This window comes from Pseudolysinimonas kribbensis, assembly GCF_039531715.1.
In the GTDB taxonomy this organism is placed as follows: Bacteria; Actinomycetota; Actinomycetes; order Actinomycetales; family Microbacteriaceae; genus Pseudolysinimonas; species Pseudolysinimonas kribbensis.
On sequence record NZ_BAAAQO010000004.1, the window covers coordinates 12,489 to 28,504 of the forward strand.

Sequence of the window (16,016 nt, forward strand, 5' to 3'; positions counted from 1 at the left end):
GGCTATCCGGCCCCTCCGATGAACGGCAGATACGACGCCACCGCACGGAGGACCTTGATCGACAACGTGATGCCCCAGCACAGGAGAACCGCGCTCACCACCGCGAGAATGAACGTCCAATCGACCCAGGCCCCCACCCCGGCGAGGTTGTCGAGAACCGGGTTGACCTGGTCATCCAGGTGGACCAGCCACTCCGGCGGCTCCCACACCGGGAACAGACTCGCGAACCAGGCAGCAAACCCCGTCGCAACGTCGATCAGCCACTGAACGATCACGAGTCGCCCCCGCCCACACCCTTGAACGCGACCACGGCCCCGATGTACCGCGTAACCGCGAGGGCGCCGGCCACTCCGAAGGCCAGATCGCCAAATACCCGCGACCACGACGCGACCGGGGCCAGCACGTCGCCCGGGCACGCCTGCATGATCGTCATCGAGTGCGCGCTGTGATCGGGGAACAGCCATGACACGTCGAAAGTGATGCCGCCGCACCCGCCCCCGACATCGTGAAACGACCAGGCGGGGATGATCGCGCCAGCCTTCCCCATCGGGGTATCCGCCCACGCGTCCGTCATCGTCGCCACGTCCGCCGCGACCGCATCACCGTCAGGCACGAACGCCCATTGGAGGGCGCACTTCACCGGAGTCAAAATCCAGTCCAGCGGGTTGAAGTCGCCCCACGACAGCGCGCCCCAGCACGACGCCGGATCGGGGTTAGACGACGCAGTACCGGTCGCCGCGCCGGTCGTGGTGCCCGGGTTCGTCAGCGTGTCGCCCGATGCCGGGTCGCCGTAGTAGTTGCCGGTCGCTCGCGCCTGAGCCGTGAACGTCGGAGCATAGACGTTGCACTCACTGAGGTCGACCGCATGCGTCCCATAGCTGCACGAGTACGTCGATGCCTTGTTCGGGTCGGAGAACCACGACGTGCACGAGTCCGGCGACTGGAAGCAGCTCACGCCGCTCTTGCTCAGATCCAGCAGGCACGATCCGTTCGAACACTCCGGCGCCAGCGACTGAGCGCTCTGAAACTCCGGGGTGGTCGCTTGCGTCCACAGCGTGTTCGTCACGCCGCCTCCGACCTCGAGCACCGACACGCTCGACACCGTCAGCCCGCTCGCCGGCGTAGGACACGACACCTCAGGCAGCACGCCCGAGGATTCCCTGAATCCGGCCGAGTCCTGCTGTGACGTCGCCCCGCTCGTGTACGCGATGACACACCGAAGCACCCGGTCGGGGTCGGCGTTAGTCCCCGGGAAGCCCGGGCCGCACGTAGCCGTCGCGGCGTACCAACGGACCGGCGTCGGGGATCCGGTCGGCTGCGCACACGAGCCCGGATAATCCGCCTGCGCCTGATCGGTGCCCGGCCCAGGGGACGACGTGAACATCGAATACGGCGCGTAGCCGGTGCCGCACGCGACGCTCATCGTGAAGGTGTCGCCCGTTACTCCGGGGGCGTAATTCGCGGGGCTCTCACCGACTGGCGGGCTAATCGAGTACGTCTGGTTCACCTGCTTAAACGACGTCGGAGTAGTCGTGTTCCTGCAGAACGCGACGCCGGAATCCAACGTCTGCCTCTGCGATCCAGGGATCACCTTGCACGTGTAGCTCGCGTTACTGCCGACGACCGTGACCGCGCTGAGAACGCACCCGAAGTAGCTCGTTCCGGGCGGCGCGACATACCCGCGATAAAGGGTCGTCGCGGTCCACCCCGACGGTCTCGGTGACACGTCGGTGTTGGCGACGAAGCCGTGCGGGATCGAGTTGTAGTCGTCGCAGTTAACGCCGGTAATGAACCCCACCACCGCCTGACCGACTCCGCTCGTGTTGCCGCAGACCGCGCCGTCCGCGTTGACGCCAGCGAGGCCGAGGATGCCGTGTCCGAGCTGCGCGCCGAGTTCATAGCTGCCGAGCGCCGCCGTCGCGCCGCCGACCGCCTTGCCGAGCGTCGCGAGCTTCGTCGCTGGCATCGTGTAACTCTCAGCTTCACTCGTCAGCGCTGCGACCTGGGTCGAACTAGCCGTTCCCGCCGCCCGCGCGCGGACCGCATTCTGAAAGGCGCTGCTCTTCGCCATGCGGTAGAGCATCACCGCCATCATCGTCTGATCGGTGGTCGCGCCCGCCACCGCCGTGCCGCCTGTAATCACCGACGGGAGCCCGTTCAGCGCCGGCGGCGCAATCGGCGGAGTCAACGCACCGGCCGGCGCCGCAACCCCGAGCAGAAGAACGCCGGTGCCGAGCAGCGCTGCGGCGATCAGAGCGACGGTGCGCCTCATAGCGTCTCTCTCCTGTCGAGGATGCGGGGAGCCAGTGCGCCCCGCCCCCTGGGGGGCCGGGGGACGGGGCGCAGAGCGGGGGACTCGCGGCGGTTACTTGCCGACGGCGCGGAGCGCGCCGATGCCCTTGCGGATCCCGAACGTGACCGCGAACACGACCACGCCCGCTGCGACACCGCCGCCGATGTAGGGCAACGCCCCCGTGGCCGCGGTGAGGATCGACGCCGCAAAGTCCGTCGAGGAATAACCCGGATCGGTCATGACATCTCCTTCCATCTTGTGGCCCAGGAGGGCCGGTTACCTCGGCAGCGGGATTGCCGCCGAGGGGTCTCTATGCGCGCTCGATATGCACGCTCAGCCGGTCCAGCACGACGCGCGCCTGATGCGGACGCCCCTGGCGCCACAGCGCGAGCCCGAGACGCAGCGTCGGCTGCTCCACCGGCGTCATGCCCTCCCACGTACACATCCGCAGGAACAGCCACACGTTCGGCCGGCCCGTCGCCTCGCGCGCGTCGCGGCTCACGGTCACCTTGCCCCGCGCCCTCACGACCGGGGCCTTCCGAGGTTGATAGCGACGCCGACCGCGAGCCCGAGGACCCAGCACCCGACCAGGAGAGAGACGATCTGCACTGCCGTGTCCGTCATCGCACGACCGTCCGGAACGCGGTGATGCCGGCGCCGATGGCCCAGCAGATCGCGACGACGCCGAGCAGCGCTCCGGCCACCCCGGCCGTCATCCGAAGAACTCTCGTGAGAGCCGGAAGCCGAGCGTGAACAGGCCCAGGCACGCCGCGGTCAGCAGCAGGTACAAGCCGTCCTGGGCCAACGCGTAGATGTTGTCGAGAGTCATCGGAGGGACCTCCGCAGCGACCACTCCATGAGCACGCCGACGGCCCTGCCGAGCGCCCAGCAGCAGACCGCCAGGCACGCCCCGCTCGCCATCCCGAACGCGACCGCCTCGTCGGTACTCACGAGCGCGCCGCCCAGACGAAAGCGCCGATCCACCCGACGCCGAGGGCCAGGATCACGAAACTACAGATGTATCCGAGCATGGGGAACGGCCAAGTTCTCCGACGCTGGCAGACCCCGCGCTAGGCGGGGACCGCCGCCGTCTGGCTCTGCGCGATGGTCGCCCACGCGGACACCATCGACGGGCTCACGAACCCCGCGAACTTCATCGACGTGCCGCGCCGGCCCTGCATGTCCCACTCGTTGTAGTCCACGAGCACCAGGACCCGCGTCCGCGGCTCGAACTCCACCGAGTCGAACTCGTTCGGCACCTTGACGACCAGTTCCTCGACCTCCGCGTCGTCCCGGAGGCCCGCGGTCTGCACCGTCAGGACGCGACCCTTGTCGATGACCTCACCCGTCTTCTGCCGCGTCACCTCGTCGCGCACCTCGAACAGATCGCGGTCCACATCGAGCACGAGCGCGTCGAGGATCACGAGCGGGTGCTGCTTGAAGTTCCGTTTGATCGCCACAGCGGGCTCCTTCGTCTAGGTGCCCCGAACAGCCAAGTCACGAGGCAATGTACTGAGAACTATGGATTACTTGACAAGGCCAGCGCAACCACCGGACCCAGCGAGTCCTACCCCCGTTCTAGGGCCAATTCTCGAGGACCCCTCACCGGCCCCTGACGGGCCCTCCCCGTTAACGGACCCCCGTCCGCGTGTCTCTGCCCAGCGTGGGCGTTGCACTCCGCTACGCGCCCGTCAAGGGCCCTACAGACGGCAGTGGGGGAGGGGGTGCAGGAAGGAACTCCGTTCCTGTGCTCCACGAGTCCCAGCGTCGGGCCGTCCTCCGGAACCCTTGACAGCCGCTCCGCTCCGCGCACCGGGGCATGGGTGCAGCGATGCAGCCGCATCGCTGCGAACAGCGAAGGAGAGCAAGATCATGAACGACCACTACAGCCCCATCTACCCGGACATCCGGCACGCGCCGCGCCCCGCGCACCAGCCGAAGCCGTGCGGCATCTGCGGGGACCCCGACCACACCACCGCCTACCACCCGCTCCCGGAGGACCCGAGCCTCGCCATCGACACGGACTGCTGCCAGTGACCGGGCGCCGCGGTGACTACGCCACCGCCACCCCGGCCATGCAGCGCCCGGCCTACGAGGTCGGCGCGCCCGTCGAGCCCCGCATCCCCGTGCAGGGCGCCCAGCGCGGCATCGTGACCGCCCGACACGCCAACGGGCAGACCCACGCGTGGATGTACCGGGTCCGCTGGGCCGGCCCCTACGGGTGGGAGGACACCTACGCCGAGCTACAGCTGCGCCCAGCCGAGCAGGACGACCGCGGCTGCTACGTGATCGAGGTCCCGCTATGGTGAGCGCCGTCGAGCGGGGCGACTGGATCTACCTCGCGATCGCGCTCGCCCTCGTCGCCGTCACCGCCGCCATCAGATGGGCCGTGAGAACCGTTCTCAGTCGGCGCGATCGGCGTCGCTAAGCCACCAGCACCCAGGAGTCGCGCATGCCATCCAGGGTGTGCGGCTCGCCACGGTCCGCCGCGAGCAGCCGGGCGATATCCCGCGCCGTCGACGGGCCGTCGTTCACCGAGAGGAACCCGGTGCCCGTCGAGCGTCCGGCCAGGTAGGCGTGACGGCGCCGGACACGACGCTCCCGAACCTCGCCGGTTCGCTCGTTCACCCGATCCACGGTCACGACTCGCACATACGACCGGGACCGCGCTAGCTTGCGCAGGTGCCGCATCGCCACAACCACATCGCGGGGAATCTCATCCGCACCGGTCCAAGGGCCTCCTGACATAATACTGATTATCGGGTGACGCTCGCGCAACCTTCTGTTTTCGCCGAGCGGCCCGGAATCGACGTTCCACCGGTCACGAGGCGCCGATATTCGGCCGTTCGATGCCTCTGCCGGTTCGAACGGCGTCGACGAGCGGGCGACGAGCGCCTGAACGCCACTTCGCCGAGACCGGCCTGTCGCGCCGGATCGAGGCCTCGACCGTGGCCACCTGTCGCCTCGTCGATCGCACCGTGGCTGCTGACATAACGCAACTGCGCCCCTCGATCTACTTCGTGGTCGACGGGCAGCGGGTGGCGGGTGGCGGCGCCGGTGGATCAGCCGCGTCGCGCGAGGTAGCCCCGCACGGCGTCGGTGACCACCTGGTGATCGACGACGTCCGGCTCCCCCGACATCGTGATCGTGCCGACGACCTCGCCGTCGACCCGGATCGGCACCGAGCCGCCGTGCGCCTTGAGCACCTCGTGATCGACGTCGGCCCGCTCGGCGAACGGTGTGCCGGCCTCCTCGTGCGTGCGGCGGACGCGCAGTGACGGTTCGCCGAAGCGCTCGGCCACGGCCGCCTTGCCGGCGAGCCACGGGTCGTTGCCCGGCCCCGTGCTGCGCAGCTTCGCCTGGAACACGACGTCGCCGCGCAGCACGATCCGCACCGCCAGGCTCCTGCCGGACATGCGGATGGCCTCCACGGCGGTGAGGCCGAGCTCCACGGCGTCATCGTTGTCGAACGACTCCACCGCGAGCCCGGTCGGGTCGATATCGGCGGCGGTGTACACGGGCAGATCGGTCATGAGGATCCCTTCAGGCGCCGGGTCGGCGGTCAGAACTGCGAGTAGAACCGGGGTGGAGACGTGGGCGCGAACACGGCGTCGAGCCGCTCCCCCGCGGCGACGCCCGCGAGCGTGAGACGCGATGAGCGCTCGAGCTCGGTGGCCGTGACCGTGCCGAGAAGGAGCACGCCCAAGGTCGCCACGTCCATGGTCACATCGGGAGCGGCCGCCTCGACCCGACGGACCGACGCCGCTCCCCCGCGCACGTCGACCTCGAAGAGCCCGGCGGCGTGTCCGAGATCGTCACGGATGTCCAGCACGATCGTCTCGGCGACCGCTCCGCGGTAGCGGCGGGATCCGAGCGCGGCGACGGGGTCGAGCACGCGCACCCAGAGGGAGTCGTGCACCCCGGTCACGGCCGCCGTGCGGGGGTCGACGACCGCGTGCCGGATCGGCTCGTCGAGCACCGCGCCGTCGAACGTGAGGGTGTCGACGAGGTCCGTGTTGCCGAGCAGGGCCCAGAGCCCGAGGTAGGCGTCGGGTGTCAGGGCGATGAGGTCGAGGATCTCGAGGGAGTGCGCCCACGCTGTGCTGGGCCGGTAGAACGCGAACCCGTCGACCTCACCGTTCTCGCCGAGGTGCACTGCGGCGCGGACCAGCGCCGACAGCCGATCGCCGGTCGGCTCGAACAGGACGTCACCGAGGAACTCGGCGCGCCGGCTCACCGAGCCGAACGAGCGTGTGTGGAAGCGCTCGAAGACGGTCGGTGCGCGATCCATCAGCCAGTGGGGATCCACCTCGTGCACCGACCCCCTGCCGGAGGCTCGAAGCCGAAGACCGGAGCGGACGTCGAGGCGCAGCGGACCGCGCCAGACCGCCGCGCCGAAGCCGAACCGTTCGTAGATCCCGCCCTCGCTCGCGGTGAGGATCGACAGCGGCACGCCCGCGTCGGCGGAGGACCGCAACGACTGCTCCATCATTCGTCGCAGCAGTCCCTGACGGCGGTGGGTCGGCCTCACCCCGACGGAGGCGATGAGGGATGCCGTCACCGGCGCCCCGCCGAGATTCAGAGTGCCGGGAACCGCCGCGAACGTGCCCACGGGCGCGATCCGCCCGTCCACGCCCGGTGCGTCCTCGTAGGCGCCGGTGAGCATCGCGCCGTCCGCGACCGCCGAGTCGACCAGCCAGCTCAACCGCGTCTCATCGGGATCGGCGCCGTGGTACATCTGCGGAACGGCGCGCGCCCACGTGCGGGTGCGCTCGTCGTCAGCCGCCGTGAAGTGCTCGAGCCGGGTCACGGATTCCCTTTCGGTGGGGTGTTGGCGCGCACGAGGTCCGGCAGCTCGGTCGGCTCGGTCTCGTGGGCGGAGGCGGCTTCGGCCTCCAGCTCGGTGGCACTCATCCAGCGCCAGTCGACCATGTCGCGGAGCTCCTCGTCGGTCCATCCGTCGCGCTGCGGCTCGAACGACGCCGGAACACGCACGGCGTACCAGGCCCAGTGCCCGCGGTCGTACACGTGCCAGCGCTGGTCGGGATCGAAGTCGGTGTCGAGGAAGGGCGCCGGGACGCCGTCCAGCTCCAGCCCGGTCTCCTCGCGCACTTCGCGAATCGCCGCGGTGTCGTGGTCCTCCCCCGGATCCACGCCGCCGCCCGGCGTGATCCAGCGCGGCGGGATGCTGCGGTCCTTGCCGTAGTGCAGGAACATCAACACCCGATCGTCGGGGTCGAACAGCAGCACCCGGGAGGTGGCGCGGAAGGTCACGGGCTCTGGAAACCGCTCACGTCGCCGACCAGCCGGGTGTGATCATCCGGAATCGGGTCCACGGCCGCCCTCGCGACCTCGGCGGCGAACTCGGCGACCGAGTACAGGCGTCCGGCCTCCTCGCGCCGCGACTCGAGCGCACCGGGCTGGGCGCGCTCGAGGAGGGTCGCCGTGATGGTGCCCTCGATCATGTCGCCCGAGACGACGACGAAGGAGATGCCGCGCTCGTCGAGCTCGCCGAGGCGCGCGCGAAGCGCGTCCTCGCCGGCGCGTTTGCTGCGAGCCACCGGCTCGTAGAGGTCCATCGTGGCGGTCGTCTCGATGAAGTGCGCCTGGTGGCTGGTCACGAACACCACGCGCGACCCCGACGGCATCAGCGGCAGCGCCTTCTCGAGCACGTCGACCTGGGCGTCACGGTTGAGCCGGAGCGCATAGTCCTCGGCCATCCCGCCTTCCATGCCGCCGGAGGCATTCAAGACGAGCAGGTCGAGACCATCCCATTCCGCCTTGATCATGGCGAACATCGCGGCGACCGAGTCGGGAGCGGTGAGGTCGGCGCCGACGGCGATGGCCTCTCCCCCGGCCTCCTCGATTCCGGCGACGACCTTCAGGGCACGCGCCTCCTTGTTGCGGAAGTTGATGGCGACCCGGGCGCCGGCGTCGGCCAGGTAGCGGGCCGTATCGGCGCCGATCCCCCGGCTGGAGCCCGTGACCAGGGCGCGGATGCCGGACAGCGTGCCGGCCGCGAGCGGAGCCTCATCGTTCACGGGATCCGACCCTACCCAACCCCTCCGCCCGCCGGGCCGGGTGGTACTTTCGAATCATGCCCAGTGACGTGATCTCGAGCTGGGCGTGGGTGGTGTGGCTGGCCCTCATCCTCATCTTCCTGATCGTCGAGGTGCTCAGCCTCGACTTCACCTTCCTCATGCTGGCCATCGGCAGCGCGGGCGGCCTCGTCGCCGGCCTCCTGGGGGCCCAGTGGTGGGTCGACATCATCGTCGCCGGCGTGCTGGCGCTTCTGCTGCTGCTCGTGGTGCGCCCGCCCTTGCTGCACCGATTGCGCCGCGGCGGCGATCCGGCGCGCACGAACGTGGAGGCCCTGCTGGGCCTGACCGGCACCGTCGTCGTCGCCTTCGCCGACGGCCGCGGTCAGGTGAAGCTCGCCAACGGCGAGACCTGGACCTCCCGGCTCGGCAACGCGGGGCCGGCATCCGATCGCCTGATCGAGGGCGAGCAGGTCGTCGTCACGGCGATCGACGGGGCGACCGCCGTGGTCGCGCCGGCCGAGCGGCATCGAAACGAACCCTCAGAAGGAGCCAGCGCCTCATGACCGACGGTCAGATCTTCGGCGACGTGATCCTCATCATCGTGATCGTCATCGTGGCGATCTTCGTGTTGACGGTCCTGTTCCGGTCCATCCGCATCATCCCGCAGGCGTACGCCGGCATCGTGGAGCGGCTGGGCCGCTACCACAAGACCCTCATGCCGGGCCTGAACCTCCTGGTGCCCTTCGTCGACCGGCTCCGCCCGCTCGTCGACCTGCGCGAGCAGGTGGTGAGCTTCCCGCCGCAGCCGGTCATCACCGAGGACAACCTGGTCGTCTCGATCGACACGGTCGTCTACTTCCAGGTGACGGATGCCCGGGCCGCGACCTACGAGATCGCCAACTACCTCGGTGCGGTCGAGCAGCTCACCACGACGACCCTGCGCAACGTGGTCGGCGGCCTCAACCTCGAGGAGGCGCTGACCTCCCGTGACAACATCAACGGCCAGCTGCGCATCGTGCTCGACGAGGCCACCGGCAAGTGGGGCATCCGGGTGAGCCGTGTCGAGCTCAAGGCGATCGACCCGCCCGCCTCCATCCAGGACTCGATGGAGAAGCAGATGCGCGCCGAGCGCGACCGCCGCGCCGTGATCCTCACGGCCGAGGGCACGAAGCAGTCGCAGATCCTCGAGGCGGAGGGGCACCGGCAGGCCGCGATCCTCCAGGCGGAGGGCGACGCCAAGGCCGCGGTGCTGCGCGCCGAGGGCGAGGCGAAGGCCATCGAGACCGTGTTCGGCGCGATCCACGCAGGCGATCCCGACAGCAAGCTGCTCTCGTACCAGTACCTGCAGACGCTGCCGAAGCTCGCCGAGGGGGCGTCGAACAAGCTCTGGATCATCCCGAGCGAACTGACCGAGGCCCTGCAGAACATCGGAGCGGGCTTCTTCGCGCCGCGCGACCCGGATGCCCCGAGAGGGTCGGGTGCGCCCAAGAAGGAGTAGCGCGGCCCCCGGCCCCGATGCGGACTGGTTCTCCCCCGCTCCCCCGCGGGTGCTCGCCCACCGCGGGCTCGCCCTCGAGGCTCCCGAGAACACGATGCTCGCCTTTGTGAAGGCGCTCGCAACCGGCGTCGCCTACGTGGAGACCGATGTGCATGCGTCGGCGGACGGCGTCGCCATCGTCAGCCACGACCCCGATCTGCGCCGGGTCGCCGGCCGGAACATGAGGATCGATCAGCTGACCGCGGCCGAGCTCGCACGGATCGACCTCGGGTCCGGGCAGACCTATCCGACCCTGACCGAGGTGCTCGACGCGTTCCCCGACGCGCGGTTCAACATCGACATCAAGCACGCGGCCGCGAGCGAGCCGGCGGCGCGCGCCATCGCCGCAGCGCGAGCCCAGCACCGGGTGCTCGTCGGGTCGTTCGACGGCCGGCGGCGTCGGAGCACCGTGCGGCGGCTCGACGGCGTGGCCACCTCGGCCTCGTCGCTCGCGGTGCTCGCGACGGTGGTCGGGGCCAAGCTCGGCATCCGGATGCTGGTGCGACGGGCCCTGCGCGACGTCGATGCCGTACAGCTCCCGCTCCGGGTGCTGCGCATACGCGCGACGACCCCCCGCGTCATCCGGGCCGTTCACGAGCTCGGCATCGAGATGCACGTCTGGACCATCAACGACCCCGCGATGATGAGGCGACTGCTGGACCGCGGGGTGGACGGCATCATCACCGACCGATGCGACCTCGCGATGGATGCGGTGCGCCGGCGCGCGGCACCCTGATCCGTTCACTGCGAGGTCGGCGGGTTCCGCTGTGAAAGCTCTGAAAAGGGCCCTCCCCGGGCATGAACGCGACCACCCTCGGGTTGTATATGAGTCGCGTCCCACCGGGCGCGAGCACCACAGCGTCAGGAGGCCACACGATGGCAGATCGCAGCCTGCGCGGGATGCGACTCGGCTCACAGAGCATGCAGAGCGAAGAGGGCGTCGAGTTCTCACCCCGCAAGAAGGTCACGTACCGCACCGAGGACGGCTCGACCTTCGAGGTCGTCTTCGCCGCCGAGGCGGACGTCCCGGAGACCTGGGCCTCGCCCCGGAGCGGACAGGAGGGACGCCTCGTCGATGACGAGGGCGAACTCGTCGAGTCGGAGCCGGTCGAAGCCAAGCCGGTCCGCACCCACTGGGACATGCTGCTCGAGCGCCGCAGCCGTGCCGAGCTCGAGGAACTGCTGCAGGAGCGCCTCCAGTACCTCCGGGCACGCCGCGGCCAGGAGAAGGCCGGGAGCAAGAAGAGCGCCTAGCTCTTCCGCCTCCGGCCGAAGCGGACCGTGAAGCCGGCGACCAGCGCGCCGACGCCGAGCCCGCACACGAGCCACTCGATCTGACGCCCGCCGAGCACGGCGGGCGTCATCGTCGTGGCCAGGGGCACGTCGTCGATCATCACGCCGGGCGTGTAGGTCGCGAGCCGGTCGTGCTCGGTGCCGTCCGGGTAGACGATCGCGCTCGTACCGACGGTCGAGATGTTGACCACCGAGCGGCCGAGTTCGCGCGCCCGGATCCGGGCGATCGCCAGTTGCTGCACGCTCTCGTCGGTGAACTGCCCGAAGTCGGCGTTGTTGGTCTGCGCGAAGACCAGCTGACCGCCCTCCCGGACACCGTCGGTCATGATCTGGTCGTCGACGATGTCGAAGCAGATCGCGATCGAGGCGACGGCTTTGCCGACGTCCATGACGTCGTCGGTGGTTCCCGGCGTGTACTCGCGCTGGATGAGATCGATGAGGCTCGGCACGATCGCGTGGAAGAACGGCCGGGCCGGCACGTACTCGCCGAACGGCACCGGATGCTTCTTGTCGTAGTGGTCGGTCTCTCCGCCCCGCGCCGGCTGCCAGACCATCGACGTGTTGTAGTACCGGGTCACCCCGTGCGACGTGCGCGCGGTGATCGCCCCGCCCACGAGCGGCGCACCGGCGCGCTGGGCCACCTCGTCCCACAGCGCCGCGGCGTCGGGGTCTTCCAGCGGATCCAGGTCGGACGCCCCCTCGGGCCACACCACGACATCCACGTGCCGGCCGTAGACGGGCTGCGTCTTCTGGATCTGCCGCAGCAGGTTGTCGCCGACGCGCGCGGGCGGGTCGAAGTAGCCCGCCTTCGTGTCGCCCTGCACGGCGCCGACGCGGAGCGTCCCGTGGGTCGGAACGGGGAACGCCGGGATCACCACCATCAACGCGGCGATCGCGGTCACGAGAGCGGCGCGCGCGGCCCACGGCACCGCCACCGGCTCCCGCCACGGACCGCGCCTGCGCCACCCCTCCTGGATGGCGGCCAGCGCGACCGCGCACAGGAACACCATGACGAAGCTCACGCCCGAGACGCCCAGCCACGGGAAGAGGTCGGAGATCGCGCTGTCGGACTGCGAGAGCGCGACCCGGCCCCACGCGAAGCCGCCCCACGGCCAGACGCTCGCCACGGCCTCCCGGAGCGTCCAGAGCCCGGCGACGACCGCGGGGAGGAACAGCAGGCGCGAGACCGCGGTCGGGAACGCCGGTGGCACCCAGCGGTAGGCGAGCGTGATCAGCATCCCCCCGGCGCCGCACCATGCGCCCATGAACACCGACAGGGCCGCCCACGGAAGCGGCCCGAGGAACGTGGTCGCCCAGAAGACCTGCCAGCCGAAGAACACCGTGCCGAACACGAAGCCCACCAGGAACGCCGACCCGAGCCGGCGGCCCTGCTGGATCAGCAGCGCGAGCCCGATGCCGAGGAACGCGAGCGGCCAGACGTCGATGTCGGGGAACGCGCCGTCGAGGATGAAGCCGGCGCATACGGCGACCAGGAGCGCCCATCCGAGCGGCAGAGCGGGGCGGGCACGCACCGGCTCAGCATAGGTGGCCAATTACTGGACCGCGCTGTAGGCCACGATCCCGCGCCGGATGGCGTCGATCGCCACGCGCGCGGTGCGGCCGAGCGGGCCGTCCGCCACGATCGAGATCTGGTCGAGCAGATCGATGGCCTGCTTCATCCAGCGCACGAAGTCCCCGGCGGCCAGGTCGGCATCCCGCAGCACGGAGTCCAGCTGCGCTCCCTGCGCCCAGCGCTGGGTCGCGAGGGCGATTCCGGTCGAGGGCGGGTCGCTGTCCGGCAATCGGTGCTCGGTCTCCAGCTCGCTCAGCCGCTCCCAGATCGCCTCGGTCGCCTCGAGCGCGGCTCGGAAGGCGCCGCGGGGCAGCCCGTGCTCCCCCACCTCCTCGCGCTCACGACGGGGCTCGAAGACGAGACAGCTCGCGAGCGCCGCGAGCCCGGCCGCATCGAGGCCGTCCCACACGCCGGATCGCAGACACTCGGCGACGAGCAGGTCGCGCTCGCCGTAGATCCGGCGCAGCGCCGTTCCCGGTCCCGCGACGCCGAGCCGGCCGTGCTGGTCGCGCTCGAGGTAGCCGAGCTCGAGCAGCACGTCGCTCACCCGGTCGAAGACCTGGGCGACGGCGCCCGTGCGCCCGCGGATCTGCGTCGCCAGCTGGTCGTGCTCGCGCTTGAGACGCCACCAGCGCTCGGCCCAGCGGGCGTGCGCCTCGCGGTCGTTGCAGGCGTGACAGGGATGCTGTTTCATCCGGCGCCGGAGCTCGGCGATCCGGCGCTGTCGCTTGTCGCGCTCGCTCCGCGACTCGTTGCCGAGCTCGCCGCGGCGTCCCTCGGCCCGCGCGTTCTTGCGCTCGAGGTCGGTCAGCTCGCGGCGGAGCGTCGCGTACTCGGCGAAGTCGCCGAGGTGGCATCGCATCGCCTCCGCGTACGCCTCGAGCGACTTCTCCTGCTCGCGCAGCCGGCGCGCGAGGTCGACGACGGCGCGGTCGGCCTGGAACTGCGCGAACGAGCTCTCCAGGATCTCGCGGGTGCGCTCCCGGCCGAACTGCTCGATGAGGTTGACGGCCATGTTGTACGTGGGCCGGAAGCTCGACACGAGCGGATAGCTGCGGCGGGAGGCAAGCGACGCGACGGCCGCGGGGTCGAGGCCGCCGATCCACTGGATGACCGCGTGCCCCTCGACGTCGATGCCGCGCCGACCGGCCCGGCCGGTCAGCTGGGTGTACTCCCCCGGCGTGATCGGCACCCGCGCCTCGCCGTTGAACTTCTCGAGCTTCTCGAGCACGACGGTGCGGGCCGGCATGTTGACGCCGAGCGCGAGCGTCTCGGTCGCGAAGACGACCTTGAGGAGCTTGCGCTGGAACAGCTCCTCGATGATCTCCTTGAACGCCGGCAGCAGCCCGGCGTGGTGCGCGGCGACCCCCCGCTCGAGCCCGTCCAGCCAATCCCAGTACCCGAGTACGCCGAGATCGGCGTCCGGGATCGCACGGCAGCGCTCCTCGACGAGGTCGCGGATCTCGTCGCGCTCCCACTTCTCGGTCAGCCGCAGGTCGGAGCGCATGATCTGCTGCACGGCGGCGTCGCAGCCGGCTCGGCTGAAGACGAAGAAGATCGCGGGCAGCAGGTGCCGCGACTCGAGCAGCCGCACCACATCCGGGCGATCCATGCGGTCGCCGGCGTTCCATCCCCCGCCGAGGCCCCCCTGCCGCTGCCCCTCCGAGCCGAGGCCGCCCTGCCCCTTGCGATGGTGGCGGCCCGGGTGCTGGCCCCGGTAGGTGCCGGCCGGCCGCCCACCGGCGGAGGCGAGACGCGCGAGCTCGGGATTGACGCGGTTGGCCGCGATCGCGCCGGAGTCGTCGAAGAGGTCCATGAGCTTCGAGCGCACGAGCACGTGCTGCTCCAGCGGCACCGGGCGGTCCTCCGAGACGACGACGTCGGTGTCGCCGCGCACGGCCTGCAGCCAGTCACCGAACTCCTCCGCGTTCGACACCGTGGCGCTCAGCGACACGAGCCGCACCTCGCGCGGGAGGTGGATGATGACCTCCTCCCACACCGCTCCCCGGAACCGGTCGGCGAGGTAGTGCACCTCGTCCATGACCACGTAGGCCAGGTCCTTCAACAGGGGCGAGTCGGCGTAGAGCATGTTGCGCAGCACCTCGGTCGTCATGACGACGACGCGGGCGGAGCTGTTGACGTTGGTGTCGCCGGTGAGCAGGCCGATGCGCTCGGCGCCGTGCTCGGCCGCGAGCTCCGAGTACTTCTGATTGCTGAGCGCCTTGATCGGCGTCGTGTAGAACACCTTCGCCCGCGGGTCGGCCAGCGCCAGATGCACCGCGAACTCGGCGACGATCGTCTTGCCGGCTCCGGTCGGTGCCGCCACGAGCACCCCGCGCCCCGCCTCGAGGGCCCGGCAGGCCTCGAGCTGGAAGGGGTCGAGGTCGAAGTCCTGCCGCTCCCGGAACAGCTGCAGTTCGGGCGCCGCGCGACGCGCTCGTGCAGCCGCGTACCGCTCCGCGGGCGAGAGGGTGCTCACCCCCTCATTCTCGTTCAGTCGGGCCTCGTTCAGGCCGGCGTCGCGTCCACCGAAGCGGAGGAGGCGAGCTCCTCGGCGGCCTTGCGCCGGTCGACCTGGCGGTCGTGCAGCAGCGAGATCCCGATCGCGACGAAGTACAGCACCGTCATCGGCAGGGCGAGCAGCATCATCGAGCTGATGTCGGCCGCCGGCGTGGCGATCGCGGTGAACACGACGATCGCGAGCACGGCCCAGCGCCATCCCTTGAGGATCGCCTTGCCGCGCAACACCCCCACGAAGTTGAGCAGCACGAGGAACACCGGCAGCTCGAACGCGAAACCGACGACGAGCACCAGCTTCAAGACGAAGTCGAGGTAGTACTTGGCGTCGTAGAAGCTGGCCGACCCGGCCGGGACGAAGCTCGACATGAGCTCGATCATGTGGGGGAACACGATCCAGCCGACCGCGCAGCCGATCAGGAACAGCGGGATCGCCGTCCCGATGAACGCGAGGACGTAGCGCTTCTCACGCCGGGACAGGGCCGGCACCAGGAACGCGAAGATCTGGTACAGCCACACCGGGCTCGAGACGACGATGCCGATGGTGAACGCGATCTGCACCCGAAGGTCGAACGCGCCCGTGATGTTGGTGAAGTTGATGATCGCCTGGTGCGATTTGGCGATGTGCTGGATCGGCGACTCCAGTTGCGGCCAGACCAGGTCGTAGAGGAACCATCCTCCACCGGTTCCGACGACCACCGCGCCCGCGGCCCAGAACACCCGTCGCCTGAGCTCGACGAGGTGCTGGCCCAGGGACATGCG

General features: G+C 70.0%; 20 protein-coding genes. 6 read left to right on the plus strand and 14 right to left on the minus strand.

Annotated features, from left to right (window positions below):
* Window positions 1-2: 2 nt before the first annotated feature.
* The 6 genes from ABD285_RS10625 to ABD285_RS10650 form a co-directional block, all read right to left on the minus strand.
* Window positions 3-275, minus strand: a complete 273-nt coding sequence (locus ABD285_RS10625; protein ID WP_284252021.1) for a hypothetical protein — start codon at window positions 273-275, stop codon at window positions 3-5.
* Entirely contained in the window at window positions 272-2,272 is a 2,001-nt protein-coding gene (locus ABD285_RS10630; protein WP_284252019.1) for a hypothetical protein, read from the minus strand. Before ABD285_RS10630 ends, ABD285_RS10625 begins: the two co-directional genes overlap by 4 nt.
* Before the next feature lie 93 nt (window positions 2,273-2,365).
* A complete protein-coding gene (locus ABD285_RS10635; protein ID WP_284252017.1) occupies window positions 2,366-2,533 on the minus strand; it encodes a hypothetical protein in 168 nt (55 codons plus the stop codon).
* A gap of 70 nt (window positions 2,534-2,603) precedes the next feature.
* Entirely contained in the window at window positions 2,604-2,819 is a 216-nt protein-coding gene (locus tag ABD285_RS10640; RefSeq protein WP_284252014.1) for a hypothetical protein, read from the minus strand.
* A gap of 299 nt (window positions 2,820-3,118) precedes the next feature.
* Window positions 3,119-3,244: a hypothetical protein gene (locus tag ABD285_RS10645; protein WP_284252011.1), complete on the minus strand. Its 126-nt coding sequence runs from the start codon at window positions 3,242-3,244 to the stop codon at window positions 3,119-3,121.
* A 119-nt stretch (window positions 3,245-3,363) separates the two neighbouring features.
* Window positions 3,364-3,753, minus strand: a complete 390-nt coding sequence (locus ABD285_RS10650; protein WP_284252009.1) for a hypothetical protein — start codon at window positions 3,751-3,753, stop codon at window positions 3,364-3,366.
* A 412-nt stretch (window positions 3,754-4,165) separates the two neighbouring features.
* Here ABD285_RS10650 and ABD285_RS10655 point away from each other — a divergent pair, with 412 nt between their 5' ends.
* Both ABD285_RS10655 and ABD285_RS10660 read left to right on the plus strand, forming a co-directional pair.
* Window positions 4,166-4,330, plus strand: a complete 165-nt coding sequence (locus ABD285_RS10655) for a hypothetical protein (protein WP_284252007.1) — start codon at window positions 4,166-4,168, stop codon at window positions 4,328-4,330.
* Entirely contained in the window at window positions 4,327-4,602 is a 276-nt protein-coding gene (locus ABD285_RS10660; RefSeq protein WP_284252005.1) for a hypothetical protein, read from the plus strand. Before ABD285_RS10655 ends, ABD285_RS10660 begins: the two co-directional genes overlap by 4 nt.
* A gap of 115 nt (window positions 4,603-4,717) precedes the next feature.
* Here ABD285_RS10660 and ABD285_RS10665 read toward each other — a convergent pair whose 3' ends face one another.
* The 5 genes from ABD285_RS10665 to ABD285_RS10685 form a co-directional block, all read right to left on the minus strand.
* Window positions 4,718-4,921, minus strand: coding sequence for a hypothetical protein (locus tag ABD285_RS10665; protein ID WP_284252003.1), 204 nt, complete (start codon window positions 4,919-4,921; stop codon window positions 4,718-4,720).
* A 434-nt stretch (window positions 4,922-5,355) separates the two neighbouring features.
* The gene (locus tag ABD285_RS10670; protein WP_344202510.1) at window positions 5,356-5,826 is read right to left on the minus strand and encodes a heme-degrading domain-containing protein; all 471 of its coding nucleotides are present in this window, start codon (window positions 5,824-5,826) and stop codon (window positions 5,356-5,358) included.
* 29 nt (window positions 5,827-5,855) lie between these two features.
* Window positions 5,856-7,103 (minus strand): GNAT family N-acetyltransferase, encoded by a 1,248-nt coding sequence (locus tag ABD285_RS10675; protein ID WP_344202512.1) that lies wholly within the window; start codon window positions 7,101-7,103, stop codon window positions 5,856-5,858.
* Window positions 7,100-7,567, minus strand: a complete 468-nt coding sequence (locus ABD285_RS10680; protein ID WP_344202514.1) for an NUDIX hydrolase — start codon at window positions 7,565-7,567, stop codon at window positions 7,100-7,102. The genes ABD285_RS10675 and ABD285_RS10680 overlap by 4 nt, the downstream gene beginning before the upstream one ends.
* On the minus strand, window positions 7,564-8,334 hold the full coding sequence (locus tag ABD285_RS10685) for an SDR family oxidoreductase (RefSeq protein WP_344202516.1): 771 nt from the start codon (window positions 8,332-8,334) through the stop codon (window positions 7,564-7,566). The genes ABD285_RS10680 and ABD285_RS10685 overlap by 4 nt, the downstream gene beginning before the upstream one ends.
* A 56-nt stretch (window positions 8,335-8,390) precedes the next feature.
* Between ABD285_RS10685 and ABD285_RS10690 the strand changes: the two genes are divergently transcribed.
* The 4 genes from ABD285_RS10690 (at window position 8,391) to ABD285_RS10705 (ending at window position 11,125) form a co-directional block, all read left to right on the plus strand.
* Complete coding sequence (locus ABD285_RS10690; RefSeq protein ID WP_284251992.1) at window positions 8,391-8,897, plus strand: NfeD family protein; 507 nt, start codon at window positions 8,391-8,393, stop codon at window positions 8,895-8,897.
* Window positions 8,894-9,832, plus strand: coding sequence for an SPFH domain-containing protein (locus ABD285_RS10695; RefSeq protein ID WP_284251990.1), 939 nt, complete (start codon window positions 8,894-8,896; stop codon window positions 9,830-9,832). The genes ABD285_RS10690 and ABD285_RS10695 overlap by 4 nt, the downstream gene beginning before the upstream one ends.
* Before the next feature lie 49 nt (window positions 9,833-9,881).
* Complete coding sequence (locus ABD285_RS10700; RefSeq protein ID WP_344202518.1) at window positions 9,882-10,607, plus strand: glycerophosphodiester phosphodiesterase family protein; 726 nt, start codon at window positions 9,882-9,884, stop codon at window positions 10,605-10,607.
* A 140-nt stretch (window positions 10,608-10,747) separates the two neighbouring features.
* Complete coding sequence (locus tag ABD285_RS10705; RefSeq protein WP_284251983.1) at window positions 10,748-11,125, plus strand: RNA polymerase-binding protein RbpA; 378 nt, start codon at window positions 10,748-10,750, stop codon at window positions 11,123-11,125.
* Here the strand turns inward: ABD285_RS10705 and lnt are convergent.
* Genes lnt through tatC form a run of 3 tightly spaced genes read right to left on the minus strand, consistent with a single transcriptional unit; the run spans window position 11,122 to window position 16,013 of the window.
* On the minus strand, window positions 11,122-12,696 hold the full coding sequence (gene lnt / locus ABD285_RS10710; RefSeq protein WP_344202520.1) for an apolipoprotein N-acyltransferase: 1,575 nt from the start codon (window positions 12,694-12,696) through the stop codon (window positions 11,122-11,124). The two genes, ABD285_RS10705 and lnt, sit on opposite strands and share 4 nt — an antisense overlap.
* Before the next feature lie 21 nt (window positions 12,697-12,717).
* Entirely contained in the window at window positions 12,718-15,216 is a 2,499-nt protein-coding gene (locus ABD285_RS10715) for a DEAD/DEAH box helicase (protein WP_344202522.1), read from the minus strand.
* 29 nt (window positions 15,217-15,245) lie between these two features.
* On the minus strand, window positions 15,246-16,013 hold the full coding sequence (gene tatC / locus ABD285_RS10720) for a twin-arginine translocase subunit TatC (protein WP_284251977.1): 768 nt from the start codon (window positions 16,011-16,013) through the stop codon (window positions 15,246-15,248).
* Window positions 16,014-16,016: the final 3 nt, after the last annotated feature.

Excerpts from the sequence above, each read along its gene's own strand:
- ABD285_RS10630 (WP_284252019.1), bottom strand. The coding sequence starts at position 2,272 with ATGAGGCGCACCGTCGCTCTGATCGCCGCAGCGCTGCTCGGCACCGGC.
- ABD285_RS10635 (WP_284252017.1), bottom strand. The coding sequence starts at position 2,533 with ATGACCGATCCGGGTTATTCCTCGACGGACTTTGCGGCGTCGATCCTC.
- ABD285_RS10655 (WP_284252007.1), top strand. The coding sequence starts at position 4,166 with ATGAACGACCACTACAGCCCCATCTACCCGGACATCCGGCACGCGCCG.
- ABD285_RS10670 (WP_344202510.1), bottom strand. The coding sequence starts at position 5,826 with ATGACCGATCTGCCCGTGTACACCGCCGCCGATATCGACCCGACCGGG.
- ABD285_RS10690 (WP_284251992.1), top strand. The coding sequence starts at position 8,391 with ATGCCCAGTGACGTGATCTCGAGCTGGGCGTGGGTGGTGTGGCTGGCC.
- ABD285_RS10695 (WP_284251990.1), top strand. The coding sequence starts at position 8,894 with ATGACCGACGGTCAGATCTTCGGCGACGTGATCCTCATCATCGTGATC.
- ABD285_RS10705 (WP_284251983.1), top strand. The coding sequence starts at position 10,748 with ATGGCAGATCGCAGCCTGCGCGGGATGCGACTCGGCTCACAGAGCATG.
- tatC (WP_284251977.1), bottom strand. The coding sequence starts at position 16,013 with ATGTCCCTGGGCCAGCACCTCGTCGAGCTCAGGCGACGGGTGTTCTGG.